Raw genomic sequence first — 14,004 nt, 5'->3', positions numbered from 1 at the left:
GTTGCTCACTCCGAAGTTAGGGTTTTGATCAGTGGATCAATAACTTCTTCAGCAGTTATTTCATCAATTTTTTCGATGTGTATCTGGTTGCGTACAATGTGGTGTTTGCTACCGAATTCTGAGTATATTTTTTCTTTAATATCTTCTTCACCTATGGCTTTCAGTTCCCTGGTGAAGGGTTTGAAACTGTTTCCCATGATGAATTTACCTTGAACTCTATATATCTTCGTTTTCATAATAATCCCTCTAGAAAACCTAATGATTCTTCTATTCTCGCCATTTCAGGACCAGTTGTTTTGTTTCCTACTAACACGCCATTTGAATTGGCGACTGTGCATGCTCCCACCAATCTTGTTCCCTGGTTCACAGTTCCCACATCTGCCGGAACCTTCATTACTTTTTCCAGGAATTTGATTTCTTCTGATGTGGCTGATGGATGTACCAGCACACCGTTGTTGGTGGCAACAGCCACTGATCCGTTGATCTTGAATTTTGCTATGCTGCCTCTGACCACGTCCACGTCCAGAGTTTCAGAAATCACGTTTATTGATTCATCGGATAGTAAAGGATTTACCAAGGCTCCGTGGTCGTTGGCCAGAATGATGTTACCCACGGCTGTGAGTCGGTCTGGTATCCTTTTTACATCCAATCCGGATTTTTTGATGATTTCTATTTCATTGTCAAAGGCATATTTAGATAACAGGAATCCTCTGGAGTTTCCTACTGCCAGAGCTCCGGCTAGGCTACTTCCACTGATGGGGGTTGTAATTACTGGAACTTGAAGGCATTCTTCAATTACTCCCACCATTTTTTCTCCCAAATTTGGTGGTGCAATGGCCATTTTATCTGTGGCTGCTATGCTAACACCTAAATTGGGGTTACCTGCCAGATTTACTCTCCTAATCATAGGAGTTCACCTACTGGGCTAGGGTGACCAGTACAGAACCATCGTCTTCTTTGGTTGCCTTTACTTTGATCTTGGGGGGTATTTTCTGTATTCCCCTTTCCCATATTTTTTCATTCACCGATGCATCTATTTGGACATCATCAGATTTCATGTGTTTTTGAATGAATTCCCTCACAAATCGGGTTGCTCGTGGTGACCTTTTAGTTCGTGGTGCCTTTTTAGCATCCCTGAGAGGTATAATGTAAACTCTTTCCATCTTTATTCTCTCCTAAGATTAGAATTATGCTTTTATTTTGCTTCTTCTCCAGTGTCTCATTTTTGGATGGGTTCTGACCTTTCGGTTGGTCTTCATCATAACCCATAGAGGCACCCGCCTGTTTTGCTTGCCTGCCTTGGCAAGCCTTAATTTTTTGGCTAATGGTTTATTTCTGCTCATCTTTTTTCCATCCTATTACTCTTGATTGTAGGTGTGGGGGAAACAATTTGTTTGCTGCTTCATTACCTTCCATTTTGGCTATGAGACATCTTATTTCAATCTCATAGTCTGAATTGTTTTCTATGCTAGTGGGTTCTTTCACCAGTTTGAAAAGCTTTAAAGACAATTGGTTTATAGTTTTATGACCCATCCCCGCAAGGTTCAAGTATTGAACGTTTTGAGAATCTTCAAAGCTTTGAATTTCATTTAAATATAATTTTGGAACTCTATCATCCCTTCTGGTGCCATCAGCAACCACTGGATAATTTTTTGCAACTTTTTTAAGGGTTTCCCGGTGCACATGATTGATTCCACGGTTGGGAAACTTGTCAGTTAAGATTATGTCCACTGATTCTTGGATAATGCTTTGGTCTGCTTTCAACACGCGGTGTTTGAATCCTAAATTAGATGCAGATTTTAGAGCGGATTTCCAGGAGGGAAAAACACCAAAATTGGCGGTTACTAATTCCACCTGATATCCTAATTTTTGGAGTATTACAGCCATAATTGAGCTGTCTTTACCTCCACTGTATAGCACCGCGGCTTTCATTTCCAAGTGATTTTAATATCCCTTTTTTGACCAGCTAACTTGCGGAGTAATTCTTTAAGCTGTTCATCAGTGATTTTTGATTTTATTCGACCCATTTGGGCCAGTTGGATGAGTTGAAGTTCTACTTGGTCAACAAATTCGGGTTTTGTGAGTCGAAGGTTGGCCAGACGACTACGAGCTTCAGGAGTTAATATTTGTAACAAGACTTGCCTTTTCTGGGCTTCAAGTTCCCTGCGCATCTGTTCCTGGGCTTGTGCATCTTGAGATTGCTGTTGAGCCTGTTGAGCAGCTTGTTGCTGCAGTTCTTCCATTCTCCTACGCCTAATCTCCTCAATATCACTCATCTAATACATCTCTCCAAGAAATTTACCTCTAATATTTTGCTAGTTCAGGAATGTCTTTTTTAAGATCGAATGATGCTTTGTCCAGAAAAGACCTTCCAGCAGGAGTTACAACTCTCCCTTCCTTTTGTTTTTCCACGAAACCAACACTTTCTAATTGCTGAAGAGCTGTTCGGGTAATCGAACCACTGCCTCGTTTGAATTTCTCGGGAGTAGTGCCCTGATCCTTTGCTCCACCATAGTAGGTTCTAAGACTGTTTATACCTACTGGGCCGTCTATGTAGACTCTGCGGAGCAAGGATGCGCAACGCACATACCACCAGTCGGAATTTTCTGGTCTTCTCTCCTTATGAACTCCTGTTTTTACGAACGGAGCCCATTCAGGAGGTTTTATCTTTTTATTCTTACTTAACTCCATGGCGACTGCGTTAATTAGCGAGTCGGCAGGTACATCATAAATTGTAGTCATATTATTTCTCCTAATTACTTCCTTTTTTGAAAATTACTGCAACGTTACCTCTAAAATCAATGAGTTTGGCATTTGATTTTTCGATGATGTGGGTAATATAGTTTTCTTTCTCATGGGATATGCCCTTGGAAAATTTGAGCTTTACCACTTCTCTTTCCTTCAGTTGACGTTTTATTTCATCCATAACTCCAGGGTTGACTCCTGATTTGCCTATGTTCAGGGTGATGGTGGAAAGTGATCTATGCATCAATTCCTTCTTGGAATGTGCGGGATTCAATTTTATTCCTCCTTTTTACCTTTTTTTCTTTGATGTAAGGCTTTTTCATTATTTCTCCACATTCCAAACATTTTATGTTTACCATTGAATCATGCAATCTTATTTGGCAGTTGGAGCCTGGTTTTAAAAACTTATGGCAGTTTTTACAGAACCTTCCTCTCCATGAGGATGGCATTTTCAAGTTGTATTTAGTGGCTATTTTTAAGGCCATTTCCACGTAGCGATGGGAACGTTCTGGATGAAGTGCAAATTCTTTCTCTGCATGGTCTAAAAGTATTTTCATACGTTCCAGGGCTATATTAATCATCCATCGTGGTCTTCTTCCCCTTCTCAAATTATTAACCCCTTGTGGAACATTAGAAATGCCAGAATACGGAGATCTTAAGTTTCATCAGGAGTGTTAGCTAGGGGTTAATTCCCAAAAACCTGAGGGTGTACTTAAGAATAATGTTATAGTTTAACACTCTCCCCCTTAAAAACCTTTCCCTGTCACCAGTCCATTTAATTTCCAGTGCACAAAAATGATCTATTTCAAATAATCTGAAAAATCAATATTGCCAGGTGGTAATGATTTTTTTCCGGATAGAATCTCCATTATTATGTTTATGACTTCTTCAGGCGTTATGTAACTGGTGTTTACCTCATGTACCTTGGAACCGTGTGTTTGGTAGGCTTCCCATGTGCAGATGTCCAGGGCTTCAGCTTGGAGATTTTCACGGATTTTGGAGTCTTTCCAATTTCTTTTTTGGAGTCTGTCTCTTAAAATCTTGGGTTCTGTTCGTAAAACCACCACATAATCTGCTAGTGGGAAGTTATGGGATAAGTGTCCTTCGATTAGTATACACGATTGGTCTTGTAGATTTTTATCCTTTTGACCATGACTTTCCTTTCTGTTGATTATTATCCCATGAAGTTCTCGGGTTAGTGCGTCCATATCCACTATTTTATAACCTTTTTCAGGATCCACTCCAGTGTAGAGGTGTTTTTCATCTACGAGTTGGTTTACATCAATTACTGGGCACTTTAACGTTTTTCCCAGTAAAGGTGCAATGGTGGTTTTGCCAGTTCCAGGGGTTCCGGTTATGAGTATGATCATATATTCAGTTCTATTTGTATGGTTCAGTTATTTCAGATGGTTTTTTTATTTTAATCCTTTGAATTGTGTTTAATCAATTAAAATGTTATTTTAGTTTTTCAATCAACATTTCAGCTACTTTCTCCCCTGATAGTAACATTCCACCAAATATGGGACCCATCCTAGGTGAACCATGCACTGCATTAGCTGCCATGCCAGTGACATATAATCCAGGGTACACTTGGCTGACATTATCCATGATTCTTTCTTCGGCTACATCTGCCCACATGGATTTTTCTCCCATTATCTTACCTGTTTCAGTTTGTAGTGGAACTCCCATTTTGTTTTCCAGTACTTTCACTATTTCACAAGGGTGCCCGGTGGCGTCCACCACTGCCCGGGCAGCTAAAGTGATTGGATCCACGTGCAGACCTGCTTTTTCTATGGGACTCCAGTTGATTACTAATCCTTCAACTCCTTTGTCTTTGATCATCACGTCTTCGATTTCTATTAGGTTGAAAATCTTCAGTCCTGCTTGGCATGCTTTGGAACAGATAGTGGAAGCTGATTCTATGGAATCTGCAAGGTAGTATCCTTCCTGATATTCCTGGCATCGAATGCCCATTTCATCCAGGATTCGTTTTCCTTCTTCCTGGACTACGATTTTGTTGAACATCATTCCACCACCCCACATTCCACCACCCATACTGAGTTTCTTCTCAAACAACGCCACTTTAAAACCGGCTTTTGCAAGGTAATAACCTGCAGTGAGGCCTGATGGCCCTCCACCACCTATTGCCACATCCATCTGCAGATAATCTAATAATTCTCCCATGTATCCTTCTACAATTCCCTTTGAGACTATAATATCATCCAGTTTCATTTTGTCACCTCATATAACATTTGTATTTGCCATATATTTCCTGATTTTTTTGATTTATTATTTCTTGATGATTATTCGTAAAACATCTTTATCTTGTAATTCATGGTCCAGTCCTACTTTCTGACCAGGGAATTTCACAGAACTTCCCCATACCTTTGCGTGGCGGAAGTTTTTTAGAAAGTCTCTGTGAAGTTTTCTGGCTACGTCTTCCACTGTAGCTCCTCTCCTAACAATCAGCGGTTCTTCCATGTCAGCTTTCTGACCTTGGGGTTTAAGATAAATTCTTATCAGTTTCAGTCTATCATATATTTCTGCTTTAAGTTCTTCCACCATCAAACCTTTATCAGCAGCAATGTAAAGTGCATCATCAAATTTTTCCTTTAGTTGGTCCATGTAATCTTCATCTGCAAGGTCTATCTTGTTTATGACCAGTAGGAGTGGTATGTAAACAATACTATTGTCTAAAGAGTCTATGAAGCGATCAATGGTAACATCTTCCCTTATGAGTACGTCGGCACTGTGTACTCCGTATTCGTTGAGTATGGAGCGGATTGTTTTCTCATCCATATAGGTTAGGGGAACTGTGGATGCTAGTTTAACTCCGCCAATTTTCCTCCGCTTTACTGAGATGTCTGGAGCTGTTTGGTTGGGTCTTATTCCAATATTAAGGAGTTCATCCCAGATGAGTTCCTGATGATGGGGGTTGAATACATCCAGGACCATTACAATCAAATCAGCATTACGGGCCACTGAGAGGATCTCCCTTCCTCTACCTTTTCCCTTGGATGCACCGGCAATTATTCCAGGGATGTCAAATATCTGGATCTGGGCTCCACGGTATTCCATGACTCCGGGAATGACATCAAGGGTGGTGAACTCGTAAGCTCCGATCTTGGACTGTGCATTGGTGATCTGGTTGAGGATGGTGGATTTACCCACTGATGGAAATCCAACTAAGACCACAGTGGAATCTCCACTCTTTTTGAGTGTGAATCCTCTCCCTTTAGTGGATGATGAACTTCTTTTTAATGATTCTTCCCTTAATCTTGAAATTTTAGCCTTTAATTTCCCAATATGGTGGGAGGTGGCCTTGTTATATGGAGTTTTTGTGATCTCCTCTTCGATCTTGCGGATCTTTTCTTCGATGTCCATAAAGCTCACTTAGAATGAGAGTATAATTATTCGGAATTGGTATAAATTAATGGTTTAAGTAGTTTGTTGGCTTAAGCATTCATTAATTTCTAACTATTTTAATATTGGTTTTACACTTAAAAAAGTTTTAATTAAAAATAAAAAAAGGTAGGGAATGGATTAATTTGGATTAAATTCTCATCATCTCACATTCCACAACATGACTTGAGATATTCCTTGTTTTGGTTCTTTATGGGCCAGTTTGAAACGTTTTAATCCAGTTCCTTGCATAAAGAACAGTCGGGTGAACATGGATTCTTCTAATTCCCGGTTCATGGCCACGGTAATTAAGTTATTATCCTGATATACTATCAGGATGGAAAATGTGCTCTCGTTGTTAACAACTCTGTCCACAACAGCAGTACCGTTGGTAACTAATATCAGCCGATGAGGTGGAGCAATCTGGTTTTCATTAACTTGTAAGCCACCGGTAATGTCGTTTCCACTGATCTGGACCGTTACATTGTTGTTGCCTTTAATGTTGACTGTGTTGTTTTCGGTAGTAACACCAGCTTGGGCCATGGAGTAGATGTAGTTAGTGGAATTTTTTGATTCAAAGTTCCAGCTTCCAAAGTAAGACCACCATCCTGCCTTGCCCACCATATCCAGACTGGTGACTAAAATAGAGGGGGGGGCATTAGTTGGGTGTGTGTATTTCAGGACATTATCAGCTTGTTGTTTAGTTAGGCCATAATTAGAGATCATTATGTTCTTAGCTTCTGTTTTATTTTTTACCAGAATTTTGTCCATGATTTCAACAGTTTTACCAGTATTGTCAGTGTAGTTTTCCAGGGTTGAATATCCTTCGTCTCCACTGGCAGCTAACATTTTCAATATACCCGCTGAAAGATCTTCATTATCAGTGAACAGTGCCTTACCAACCCAGTATGCTCGTGCATTGTTCTGGGAACCTCCATCGAATGTTACTGCACGGTCTGCTTTGGTGGCGAATAGATGTCCAAAGTCCCACCAGGAAGTCATAACCACATTTTCAGGGGTGTTGTCTTTCACCCATGAAAGGGAATTAACCATTGCATCATCTGTACCAGGTACAACGGATGAAGCCATGTTGTTGGCCGTGCTTACTGGTGCATAACAAACAAAGGCAATAATTACGGCCATTGTGATGATATGGTATTTGGGGTTTTCTATATGTTTTTTCAAGTAATCCGCCAGGAATCCGACAAAAATCCCAGCACACAAAGATATGGGGAGTGAAAACGCTTCGACAAATCTTACACCCTTAGTAAAAGCATAAGCAGTGATTAAAATCCATAATGTGAATAATATAGCGTAGTAAAGATTTTTTAACCTCATTTCGGGTGTTATATTAAGAAGTTCTTCTTTTTTCTCACTGATTTCTTCGTCAGATTCTTTTTTTCTTCGAGTTTTCCTTCCACGTCTTGTTTTTCGATCTTTTTTAGGTGTTTTGCGTTTAGTTTTTCCCTTGGCTTTTTTGATCCTTAAATTCCAGTAGAAGATTACTAATCCAAATATTCCGAATATGAATGGCATTAAGCCTCCAACATCAGTAATTACCGTTGAAATATCGGGAATTTGCATTTCACCTACTGATATGAAAACATTGGGATACATTGTGCCGTGTGTTGCTGCTTGCAGTTTGGTTGCAGCAATGGGCTGTAACAATGATGAAAATACTGAACTACCCCAATAAATGGACATCATCACTAAACTCAACACTATGAATATGAGTAAGGGGAGGATTATTGGTTGTTCAAGGAACCATTGTTTCTTGTTAGGGTATTTTGCCCATGATTTGAAGCTATCTGCTTTAAAGAGGTATTTTGAAACCAACAGATATACTATGGCTACGAATATCACCAGATAGAATATGTACCACCATCCTTCCCATGCTAGGGAGAATACAAACATGGATAAAGCAGCATAAACAGCAAACAACATTTTTCTCCGGTTTTCGTTGGTGGTGATGCTCTCGCTGAAGAACCATACTACTAGGAGAGGTAGGAGCATGTTGAACATGTCGGTGTCAAAGAAGCCAGCAAAGGTGTGGGAGAAATAGAAAGTGGTAACACCCACTAAGATACCAGCAGTGATTCCACCATATTCATTGGTAATGTTTCTAATGAATAAATATGCAGGAATAACACAGAGTGAAGCTATGATTGCTGGTGTCCAGAAGCTGACCACTAAAAGTGGGTATTCACCAAATAAATTGGCAAGTTTGTAGAAAAATGTGGTTATCCATACAATGAGTGGAGGATATTGTGCACTTCTTCCAGGAGGGAAAAAGGAATGCAAATCCCAATCAGTACCATCTTTTATGGTATCCCCTAAGTAGCCATGATCAATGAAATTCTGGGTTAGGCGATAGTTGTAATAGGAATCCATCTCACTGAAGTAAGGTAAACCGTTATCTTCCTGAAAATATAATTTTGACTCATCTGGAACGCCAGAAATGCTTGCAGCCTCTGCTCGAAGTAAGAATGCCAGAGAAAACAGGAGGATGACTATTATAATTGGTTTTGATTTTGTTAAAATGTTCTTTGCTTCCATATTTTTTATTCCCCGTCAACCTTTTTTTAAACGAATGATTGATTGTAAACTTCTGCTGTCATTTTATCTTATATTGGACTTTTTAAACTATTTAAAGTATAAGTTTTTTGTATTTTTTAATAACAATTGGTAGGTAAGATTTCTACTGGCCAATATAAATTCGGTTTTAATAATTTTTAACCTCCACATTATCTTATTCGTTGCTTTATAGTGGATTAGAGTTTATTTAACCGGGTTTTATCTGACGTAATAGTTTTTCTGGTTTTTTCCCACATCTCCATCCAAAAGATTTAAATACTTTAATGTTATATTTATCTAACATAATGTTGTGTAAATCTAATATTATGTTTTAAATAAATAACATAATGTTACAAAAAGACAACAGTGAAATAGTAAAAATGGTGAAACAAATGAATCTTGAAATTAATTATTACTGGGGAATGATTGGTATACTGGGATTATTAGGTTATGTTTTAGAGAATCCAGTATACTATGTGTTTTTCACATTTTTCATATTGTTCCTCATTCCAGTTTACAATAAAATAAAAAACCACAATGTAAAAGAAGAAAGTAACAAATCTAACAAAAAAGACAGACATTCCATCACTATGGGTAAAGACTATAATCTGCAGAATGTGAGCATATGGCTTGGATCGGCTGCTTTAATGTTTTCTGGATTAACCCTAATGATCACCAAGACAATGAGCGATTTACTGTCAGTGATTCTCCTGCTGGGTATTATGGCCCTGTTAACTAATTTTTTCACCTATGTGGGAATGGACAAAGAAGCCCAAGACGAACGTTTAAGGAAAATAGGAACATTTGCTACAACTTATTCATGGTACATAACCTTAGTATTCGTCTCTTTCTTGGTGTTAAACATGTACTGGGCCCAGAATATACATAACCCCTTGGAATTAATGGGAGTAACCATCTTGGTCATGACCTCCACCATGCTGATAGCTAACACAATATTAATCCGCAAAGGTGACATAGATTAATTCTATTTTTATCCCACCTAAAATTGCAGGTGATGCAAGATGAAAACAAGGATTAAAGAATATCGAGCTCGCTATGACCTTACTCAAGCCCAATTAGCAGATATGGTGGGTGTTAGAAGGGAGACTATTGTCTTCCTGGAGAAAGGAAAATATAATCCCTCATTGAAACTGGCTCATGATATCGCAGTGGTTTTTAAAACGAAAATCGATGATATTTTCATATTTGAAGATGAAACGGATTAAAAAATTATTCAAATGGGTGAAAAAAATTGATTTCAAGTTTTCTCTGATTTTTGATCCTGTTTTTCATCCAGTGATCGGGTGTATCTGCATCGTGGGAAACCACTGCACCCCACAAATTCGCCGTAACGTCCCCTTCTTTTTAGGAGGTCTTTACCACATTCCGGGCAGACACCAACAACCTCATTTTGAGATGGTTCTTCACCATCCCGCCCACACTTGGGATCCATGCACGCCCTTTGTCTGGGTTTTCCAAATGATATCATTGGCAAACCACACTTTTCACATTTTGTTTTAAGAACAGTAACCCCCCTGGGCATGGAATAGGTTGACTTACATTCAGGATATGCAGAACAACCCACGAAACTTCCACCTTTAGGTGAATTAATCATTATCAAGTTGCCCCCACATTTACATTCCCCTACTATCATACTCTCTCTGTAGGCTGCGTAAAGTTCTTCACCAATTTTAATCTTATTTACCTCAATTTCATCCAGTATTGAACTTACTTCAACTTTTGCATCAGATATTATCTCATCTTTTTTAACTTTGGCCTTCATTATACCCTCGAGTTTAGTTTCAAACTCTCTGGTTAATTCTTCACTGGTTATCTTCTCTGAATACTTTTTTAAAGTGTCAATAAGACGTTCCCCAAGCTGGTTAACGGTAATTTTCTTACCCTCTACATACTTGCGGTCATACAATATAGAAATAATGTTTGCCCGGGTAGATTTAGTGCCGAGTCCTCTTTTTTCCAGTTCACGGATGAGTGAAGCTTGATTGTATCGAGACGGAGGTTTAGTTTCTTTTTCTTCGGAGTAGGTTTGGGCATCGAGACAGTCCCCCTCTTTAATTTTGGGGAATTCGTCATTTTCAACTTTTCGGTAGGGATAATGTTCTCTCCACCCCATTTTTGCCATTTTCTTCCTGCTGAAACTGAATTCCTGACCTCCAATGTCCAGATGGGTTTTCATTGTTTTCAAAACACCGTTTTCGCCGAAAACACTGATAAAACGGTAAACAATTAGTTCGTAAAGTTTTTGATAATCTCGCCCCAATCCTTTTGGAACCAATCCTGTGGGATGGATGGCAGGGTGAGCTTCATCAGTTTTTTTACCTTCACGTGGTTTAAGAGGATCTTTAAGTTTTTCGATTTGTTTTCGAAATGCGGCATTCTTTTTTAGTTTGCCTAATATCTTCTTGTAACCAATACTCGGTGGCAACTTCTGGGAAGATGTTCGGGGGTAAGAGGTGTAACCTTCAGCGTATAAGTTCTGGGCTATGGACTGTGTTTTCTTGGGACTGAATCCAAATACGCTGTAAGCTTCTGATTGTAAGGCACCCAGATCAAAAGGAACTGGAGGTAACTGAGGAGTTTCTTTGATATTGATCCGGTTTACTTTGGCATTTTTACCTTCACAATCAGATAGTATTTCTTCTTCAACCTTTTTATCAAAGATTTTGCCTTTTTTATGGTCAGCTATTATGTTCCCTTCAATTTTAGCTTTTATCAACCAGTAGGGTTCTGGAATGAAACTCTGTATTTCTTTTTCTCTTTCAACCAGAATAGCCAGGGTTGGTGTTTGTACCCTGCCTGCTGATAGCTGTATATAGCGGCTGGTGGCTTTCATAACCGAGTCAGTTAGGTGTTTAGATATGTTCACTCCAAAGATGAAATCTAAAACATGTCTGGCCTCACCACTGTCCACTTGGTTAAAATCCAGATCAATTGGCTCATTGTAAGCTTTTAACAAGTCATCTTTGGTGAGGGTGGAAAATTTCATACGAACAGCTTTATCTATACTTTCTGAGCCACATGCATATTTTAAAGCATTAAAACCAATTAACGTACCTTCAATATCGTAATCACAAGCGTGGATAAATCGGTCTGCATTTTTAGAGAATTTTTTAATGGCATCAATATAATTTTTCACATATTTTTTGCTTTTATCTTTTTCATATAGTGGTACCCAGTCCACTTCAAACATACGACCTTTTTCTTTTTTTAATGGGGATAAAGAGTATAAATGACCTACAGCAGATAGTACTGTGGTTTTTTTATCACCTTGTTGGATTTCATAGTAAGGTACTCGTTTATAACTCTTTTTCACAGCACTACCTGGTATTGCAGCGGCAATTTTCTCAGAGGCCTTTGGTTTTTCACATACTATAACTTCATGCATAAAAATCACTTAAATTAATTATCCGAATAATAATTAACCAACATTATGATAAATTTAGTCAGTTTTTATCATCATAATATTACTCTTATCGAATATAATTTGTGATATAGATTATAATATATATGTTAAATATTAATTCAATTAATTAGTTCAGAAATTCACAGTTGTTGAGGATAGGAACTCCACCCCTATTTATAAACTAAACTAGGCTTCATACTAAAAATGTGATAATATCCACGATTAATTTGATTAATGAACTACAACATTATATTGATTTGAAACCACCAATAAGGAGATTAAGATGTTAATTGGTGTCATATCTGATACGCATATTCCTGAACGAGCTCAAAACATTCCTGAAATTGTTTTTGATATCTTTAAGGATGTTGATCTTATTTTACATGCAGGAGACCTTGTATCACTATCTGTTAAAAAGCAGTTAGAAACAATTAATCCCACAATTTGCGTTCAAGGTAATATAGACCGATATATGGGGTTGAAACTCCCGGAAAGGAAAAAATTAAATCTTGAAGGTATTGAAATTGGTTTAACACATGGTGAAGTGTATCCTAGAGGTGATACTCAACAGTTACGCTACATTGGTTTAGAAATGGGCGTGAAAGTCTTAATAACCGGACATACTCACTGGTCGTTTATCAAAAAACTGCCAGACATGCTTTTGCTCAATCCTGGAAGTCCCACTGTACCTCGACTTTCAGATCCTTCTGTAATGATAATAGAAATTGATGATGGAAAGTTAGATGCTAGCATTGTTAAAATTGGAGACCCTATTTGCAAAGCCCTGAATTTTAAAAAGGATCAATAGGGATAAACCTTGGAGATAAATTGTATATGAGTAAAAAATGGAATCAAGAAAGAAAAAATGAGGAATACTACAAAAAGGCTAAAAAACAGAATTACCATTCAAGAGCCTCGTTTAAACTACTTCAATTGAATCGTAAATTTAAAATAATCAAAGAAGGGAACTCAGTTGTGGATTTAGGAGCTGCTCCTGGAGGATGGTCTCAAGTAGCACTTGAAGCTGTTGGTACTAATGGTTTGGTAGTGGCAGTGGATATTAATAGGATGAAATCTTTTTCTGAAGAAAATTTTTGGAGTATAAAGGGAGATTTCACCCAAATAGAAACTCTAGAAGAAATACAACGCACTTTACAAGGAAAATCTGATGTTATCATATCTGATGCTGCCCCTAAACTGTCTGGAATCAAGGATTTGGACCAGCTTAGATCGGTAGATCTGGCTCGTAGCGTTCTAAATATCAGTGATCAAATTCTAAAATATAAAGGAAACTTGATTATGAAGGTTTTTCAAGGAGAAGGATACACTGAACTACTTAAAGATATTAAAAAAAAGTTTCATAAAGTTAAAACAACTAAACCCCCGTCATCTCGTAAACAAAGCGGGGAAATGTACGTGGTAGGTAGGGGTTTTAGAAGAGAAGGAAGATAAACTTTTATAATTATCTTGAATCTACCCACAACCAATTTCTAAATATTGGAGATTATATATACTTGCAAAAAGTGTTTTCTTGGTTTACATCTGTGATCGTACATTGGTTAAACTTGATTTTGCCTCCTCAAGTTGAGTCTTAGCTACTTGGATCCTTTTATCAACTTCTTCAGAGGGTTTCCCAACTGTGATTGCACTTTCCACATCAGTAATTGCTTGGTTGGTCTTTACCAATTCCATTTCTGCATTAGTATAAGCAATTTTCAAGTCTTTATCATTGGTTGCTTCCACATCACGTTTAACATTATCATATTCCATCTTCAAACTCGAATAATCATTTTTCAAGGATACTAATTCATCATGCGCCGTGCTTGAAGTTGCATCTGCAGATATGAAAGATGATAATG

At 38.1% G+C, this 14,004-nt stretch carries 19 protein-coding genes; 4 read left to right on the top strand and 15 right to left on the bottom strand.

Annotated elements, in window-relative coordinates; genetic code table 11:
• Positions 1 to 5: 5 nt before the first annotated feature.
• From GXZ72_08420 to GXZ72_08360, 13 genes are all read right to left on the bottom strand, one after another.
• The gene (locus GXZ72_08420) at positions 6 to 236 is read right to left on the bottom strand and encodes a 50S ribosomal protein L18a (GenBank protein ID HHT19568.1); all 231 of its coding nucleotides are present in this window, start codon (positions 234 to 236) and stop codon (positions 6 to 8) included.
• Positions 233 to 907, bottom strand: coding sequence for a translation initiation factor IF-6 (locus GXZ72_08415; GenBank protein ID HHT19567.1), 675 nt, complete (start codon positions 905 to 907; stop codon positions 233 to 235). The genes GXZ72_08420 and GXZ72_08415 overlap by 4 nt, the downstream gene beginning before the upstream one ends.
• A gap of 10 nt (positions 908 to 917) precedes the next feature.
• A complete protein-coding gene (locus GXZ72_08410) occupies positions 918 to 1,163 on the bottom strand; it encodes a 50S ribosomal protein L31e (protein ID HHT19566.1) in 246 nt (81 codons plus the stop codon).
• Between the two features lie 24 nt (positions 1,164 to 1,187).
• A complete protein-coding gene (locus GXZ72_08405; protein ID HHT19565.1) occupies positions 1,188 to 1,343 on the bottom strand; it encodes a 50S ribosomal protein L39e in 156 nt (51 codons plus the stop codon).
• The gene (locus GXZ72_08400; protein HHT19564.1) at positions 1,330 to 1,932 is read right to left on the bottom strand and encodes a hypothetical protein; all 603 of its coding nucleotides are present in this window, start codon (positions 1,930 to 1,932) and stop codon (positions 1,330 to 1,332) included. The genes GXZ72_08405 and GXZ72_08400 overlap by 14 nt, the downstream gene beginning before the upstream one ends.
• On the bottom strand, positions 1,929 to 2,276 hold the full coding sequence (locus GXZ72_08395) for a DNA-binding protein (protein HHT19563.1): 348 nt from the start codon (positions 2,274 to 2,276) through the stop codon (positions 1,929 to 1,931). The genes GXZ72_08400 and GXZ72_08395 overlap by 4 nt, the downstream gene beginning before the upstream one ends.
• Positions 2,277 to 2,304: 28 nt before the next feature.
• On the bottom strand, positions 2,305 to 2,742 hold the full coding sequence (locus GXZ72_08390; GenBank protein ID HHT19562.1) for a 30S ribosomal protein S19e: 438 nt from the start codon (positions 2,740 to 2,742) through the stop codon (positions 2,305 to 2,307).
• A 10-nt stretch (positions 2,743 to 2,752) separates the two neighbouring features.
• Positions 2,753 to 2,989 (bottom strand): YhbY family RNA-binding protein, encoded by a 237-nt coding sequence (locus GXZ72_08385; protein ID HHT19561.1) that lies wholly within the window; start codon positions 2,987 to 2,989, stop codon positions 2,753 to 2,755.
• Positions 2,982 to 3,326 carry a ribonuclease P gene (locus GXZ72_08380; protein HHT19560.1) on the bottom strand — a complete coding sequence of 115 codons (345 nt, stop codon included), beginning with the start codon at positions 3,324 to 3,326 and terminating at the stop codon, positions 2,982 to 2,984. The genes GXZ72_08385 and GXZ72_08380 overlap by 8 nt, the downstream gene beginning before the upstream one ends.
• Positions 3,327 to 3,545: 219 nt before the next feature.
• Complete coding sequence (locus GXZ72_08375) at positions 3,546 to 4,115, bottom strand: AAA family ATPase (protein HHT19559.1); 570 nt, start codon at positions 4,113 to 4,115, stop codon at positions 3,546 to 3,548.
• A gap of 85 nt (positions 4,116 to 4,200) precedes the next feature.
• Positions 4,201 to 4,977: a thiazole biosynthesis protein gene (locus GXZ72_08370; protein ID HHT19558.1), complete on the bottom strand. Its 777-nt coding sequence runs from the start codon at positions 4,975 to 4,977 to the stop codon at positions 4,201 to 4,203.
• A gap of 57 nt (positions 4,978 to 5,034) precedes the next feature.
• Entirely contained in the window at positions 5,035 to 6,129 is a 1,095-nt protein-coding gene (locus GXZ72_08365) for a GTP-binding protein (protein ID HHT19557.1), read from the bottom strand.
• 180 nt (positions 6,130 to 6,309) lie between these two features.
• Positions 6,310 to 8,703 carry a peptide transporter gene (locus tag GXZ72_08360; GenBank protein ID HHT19556.1) on the bottom strand — a complete coding sequence of 798 codons (2,394 nt, stop codon included), beginning with the start codon at positions 8,701 to 8,703 and terminating at the stop codon, positions 6,310 to 6,312.
• Between the two features lie 410 nt (positions 8,704 to 9,113).
• On the opposite strand from GXZ72_08360, the gene GXZ72_08355 reads away from it, so the two are divergent.
• Together GXZ72_08355 and GXZ72_08350 are read left to right on the top strand one after the other, a co-directional pair.
• Complete coding sequence (locus GXZ72_08355; protein HHT19555.1) at positions 9,114 to 9,704, top strand: hypothetical protein; 591 nt, start codon at positions 9,114 to 9,116, stop codon at positions 9,702 to 9,704.
• A 39-nt stretch (positions 9,705 to 9,743) separates the two neighbouring features.
• Positions 9,744 to 9,947, top strand: coding sequence for a helix-turn-helix transcriptional regulator (locus tag GXZ72_08350; GenBank protein ID HHT19554.1), 204 nt, complete (start codon positions 9,744 to 9,746; stop codon positions 9,945 to 9,947).
• Between the two features lie 32 nt (positions 9,948 to 9,979).
• On the opposite strand, the gene topA is transcribed toward GXZ72_08350, so the two are convergent.
• Positions 9,980 to 12,127 carry a DNA topoisomerase I gene (gene topA / locus GXZ72_08345; protein HHT19553.1) on the bottom strand — a complete coding sequence of 716 codons (2,148 nt, stop codon included), beginning with the start codon at positions 12,125 to 12,127 and terminating at the stop codon, positions 9,980 to 9,982.
• Positions 12,128 to 12,428: 301 nt separating this feature from the next.
• On the opposite strand from topA, the gene GXZ72_08340 reads away from it, so the two are divergent.
• Both GXZ72_08340 and GXZ72_08335 read left to right on the top strand, forming a co-directional pair.
• Complete coding sequence (locus GXZ72_08340; GenBank protein ID HHT19552.1) at positions 12,429 to 12,953, top strand: metallophosphoesterase; 525 nt, start codon at positions 12,429 to 12,431, stop codon at positions 12,951 to 12,953.
• Positions 12,954 to 12,979: 26 nt separating this feature from the next.
• Positions 12,980 to 13,597 carry a 23S rRNA (uridine(2552)-2'-O)-methyltransferase gene (locus tag GXZ72_08335; protein HHT19551.1) on the top strand — a complete coding sequence of 206 codons (618 nt, stop codon included), beginning with the start codon at positions 12,980 to 12,982 and terminating at the stop codon, positions 13,595 to 13,597.
• Positions 13,598 to 13,681: 84 nt separating this feature from the next.
• On the opposite strand, the gene GXZ72_08330 is transcribed toward GXZ72_08335, so the two are convergent.
• The coding region (locus GXZ72_08330) for a hypothetical protein (protein ID HHT19550.1) at positions 13,682 to 14,004 on the bottom strand (323 nt) is incomplete at its 5' end.

The organism is Methanobacterium sp. (genome assembly GCA_012838205.1).
Classification (GTDB): Archaea; Methanobacteriota; Methanobacteria; order Methanobacteriales; family Methanobacteriaceae; genus Methanobacterium.
Note: the sequence above shows the minus strand (reverse complement) of the source record. Positions and strands in the feature narration are given on the sequence as shown.

What these genes read in the sequence shown, in the direction of transcription:
- GXZ72_08420 (HHT19568.1), bottom strand. Translation starts at nt 236, where the DNA reads ATGAAAACGAAGATATATAGAGTTCAAGGTAAATTCATCATGGGAAAC.
- GXZ72_08415 (HHT19567.1), bottom strand. Translation starts at nt 907, where the DNA reads ATGATTAGGAGAGTAAATCTGGCAGGTAACCCCAATTTAGGTGTTAGC.
- GXZ72_08410 (HHT19566.1), bottom strand. Translation starts at nt 1,163, where the DNA reads ATGGAAAGAGTTTACATTATACCTCTCAGGGATGCTAAAAAGGCACCA.
- GXZ72_08405 (HHT19565.1), bottom strand. Translation starts at nt 1,343, where the DNA reads ATGAGCAGAAATAAACCATTAGCCAAAAAATTAAGGCTTGCCAAGGCA.
- GXZ72_08400 (HHT19564.1), bottom strand. Translation starts at nt 1,932, where the DNA reads ATGAAAGCCGCGGTGCTATACAGTGGAGGTAAAGACAGCTCAATTATG.
- GXZ72_08395 (HHT19563.1), bottom strand. Translation starts at nt 2,276, where the DNA reads ATGAGTGATATTGAGGAGATTAGGCGTAGGAGAATGGAAGAACTGCAG.
- GXZ72_08390 (HHT19562.1), bottom strand. Translation starts at nt 2,742, where the DNA reads ATGACTACAATTTATGATGTACCTGCCGACTCGCTAATTAACGCAGTC.
- GXZ72_08385 (HHT19561.1), bottom strand. Translation starts at nt 2,989, where the DNA reads ATGCATAGATCACTTTCCACCATCACCCTGAACATAGGCAAATCAGGA.
- GXZ72_08380 (HHT19560.1), bottom strand. Translation starts at nt 3,326, where the DNA reads ATGATTAATATAGCCCTGGAACGTATGAAAATACTTTTAGACCATGCA.
- GXZ72_08375 (HHT19559.1), bottom strand. Translation starts at nt 4,115, where the DNA reads ATGATCATACTCATAACCGGAACCCCTGGAACTGGCAAAACCACCATT.
- GXZ72_08370 (HHT19558.1), bottom strand. Translation starts at nt 4,977, where the DNA reads ATGAAACTGGATGATATTATAGTCTCAAAGGGAATTGTAGAAGGATAC.
- GXZ72_08365 (HHT19557.1), bottom strand. Translation starts at nt 6,129, where the DNA reads ATGGACATCGAAGAAAAGATCCGCAAGATCGAAGAGGAGATCACAAAA.
- GXZ72_08360 (HHT19556.1), bottom strand. Translation starts at nt 8,703, where the DNA reads ATGGAAGCAAAGAACATTTTAACAAAATCAAAACCAATTATAATAGTC.
- GXZ72_08355 (HHT19555.1), top strand. Translation starts at nt 9,114, where the DNA reads ATGAATCTTGAAATTAATTATTACTGGGGAATGATTGGTATACTGGGA.
- GXZ72_08350 (HHT19554.1), top strand. Translation starts at nt 9,744, where the DNA reads ATGAAAACAAGGATTAAAGAATATCGAGCTCGCTATGACCTTACTCAA.
- topA (HHT19553.1), bottom strand. Translation starts at nt 12,127, where the DNA reads ATGCATGAAGTTATAGTATGTGAAAAACCAAAGGCCTCTGAGAAAATT.
- GXZ72_08340 (HHT19552.1), top strand. Translation starts at nt 12,429, where the DNA reads ATGTTAATTGGTGTCATATCTGATACGCATATTCCTGAACGAGCTCAA.
- GXZ72_08335 (HHT19551.1), top strand. Translation starts at nt 12,980, where the DNA reads ATGAGTAAAAAATGGAATCAAGAAAGAAAAAATGAGGAATACTACAAA.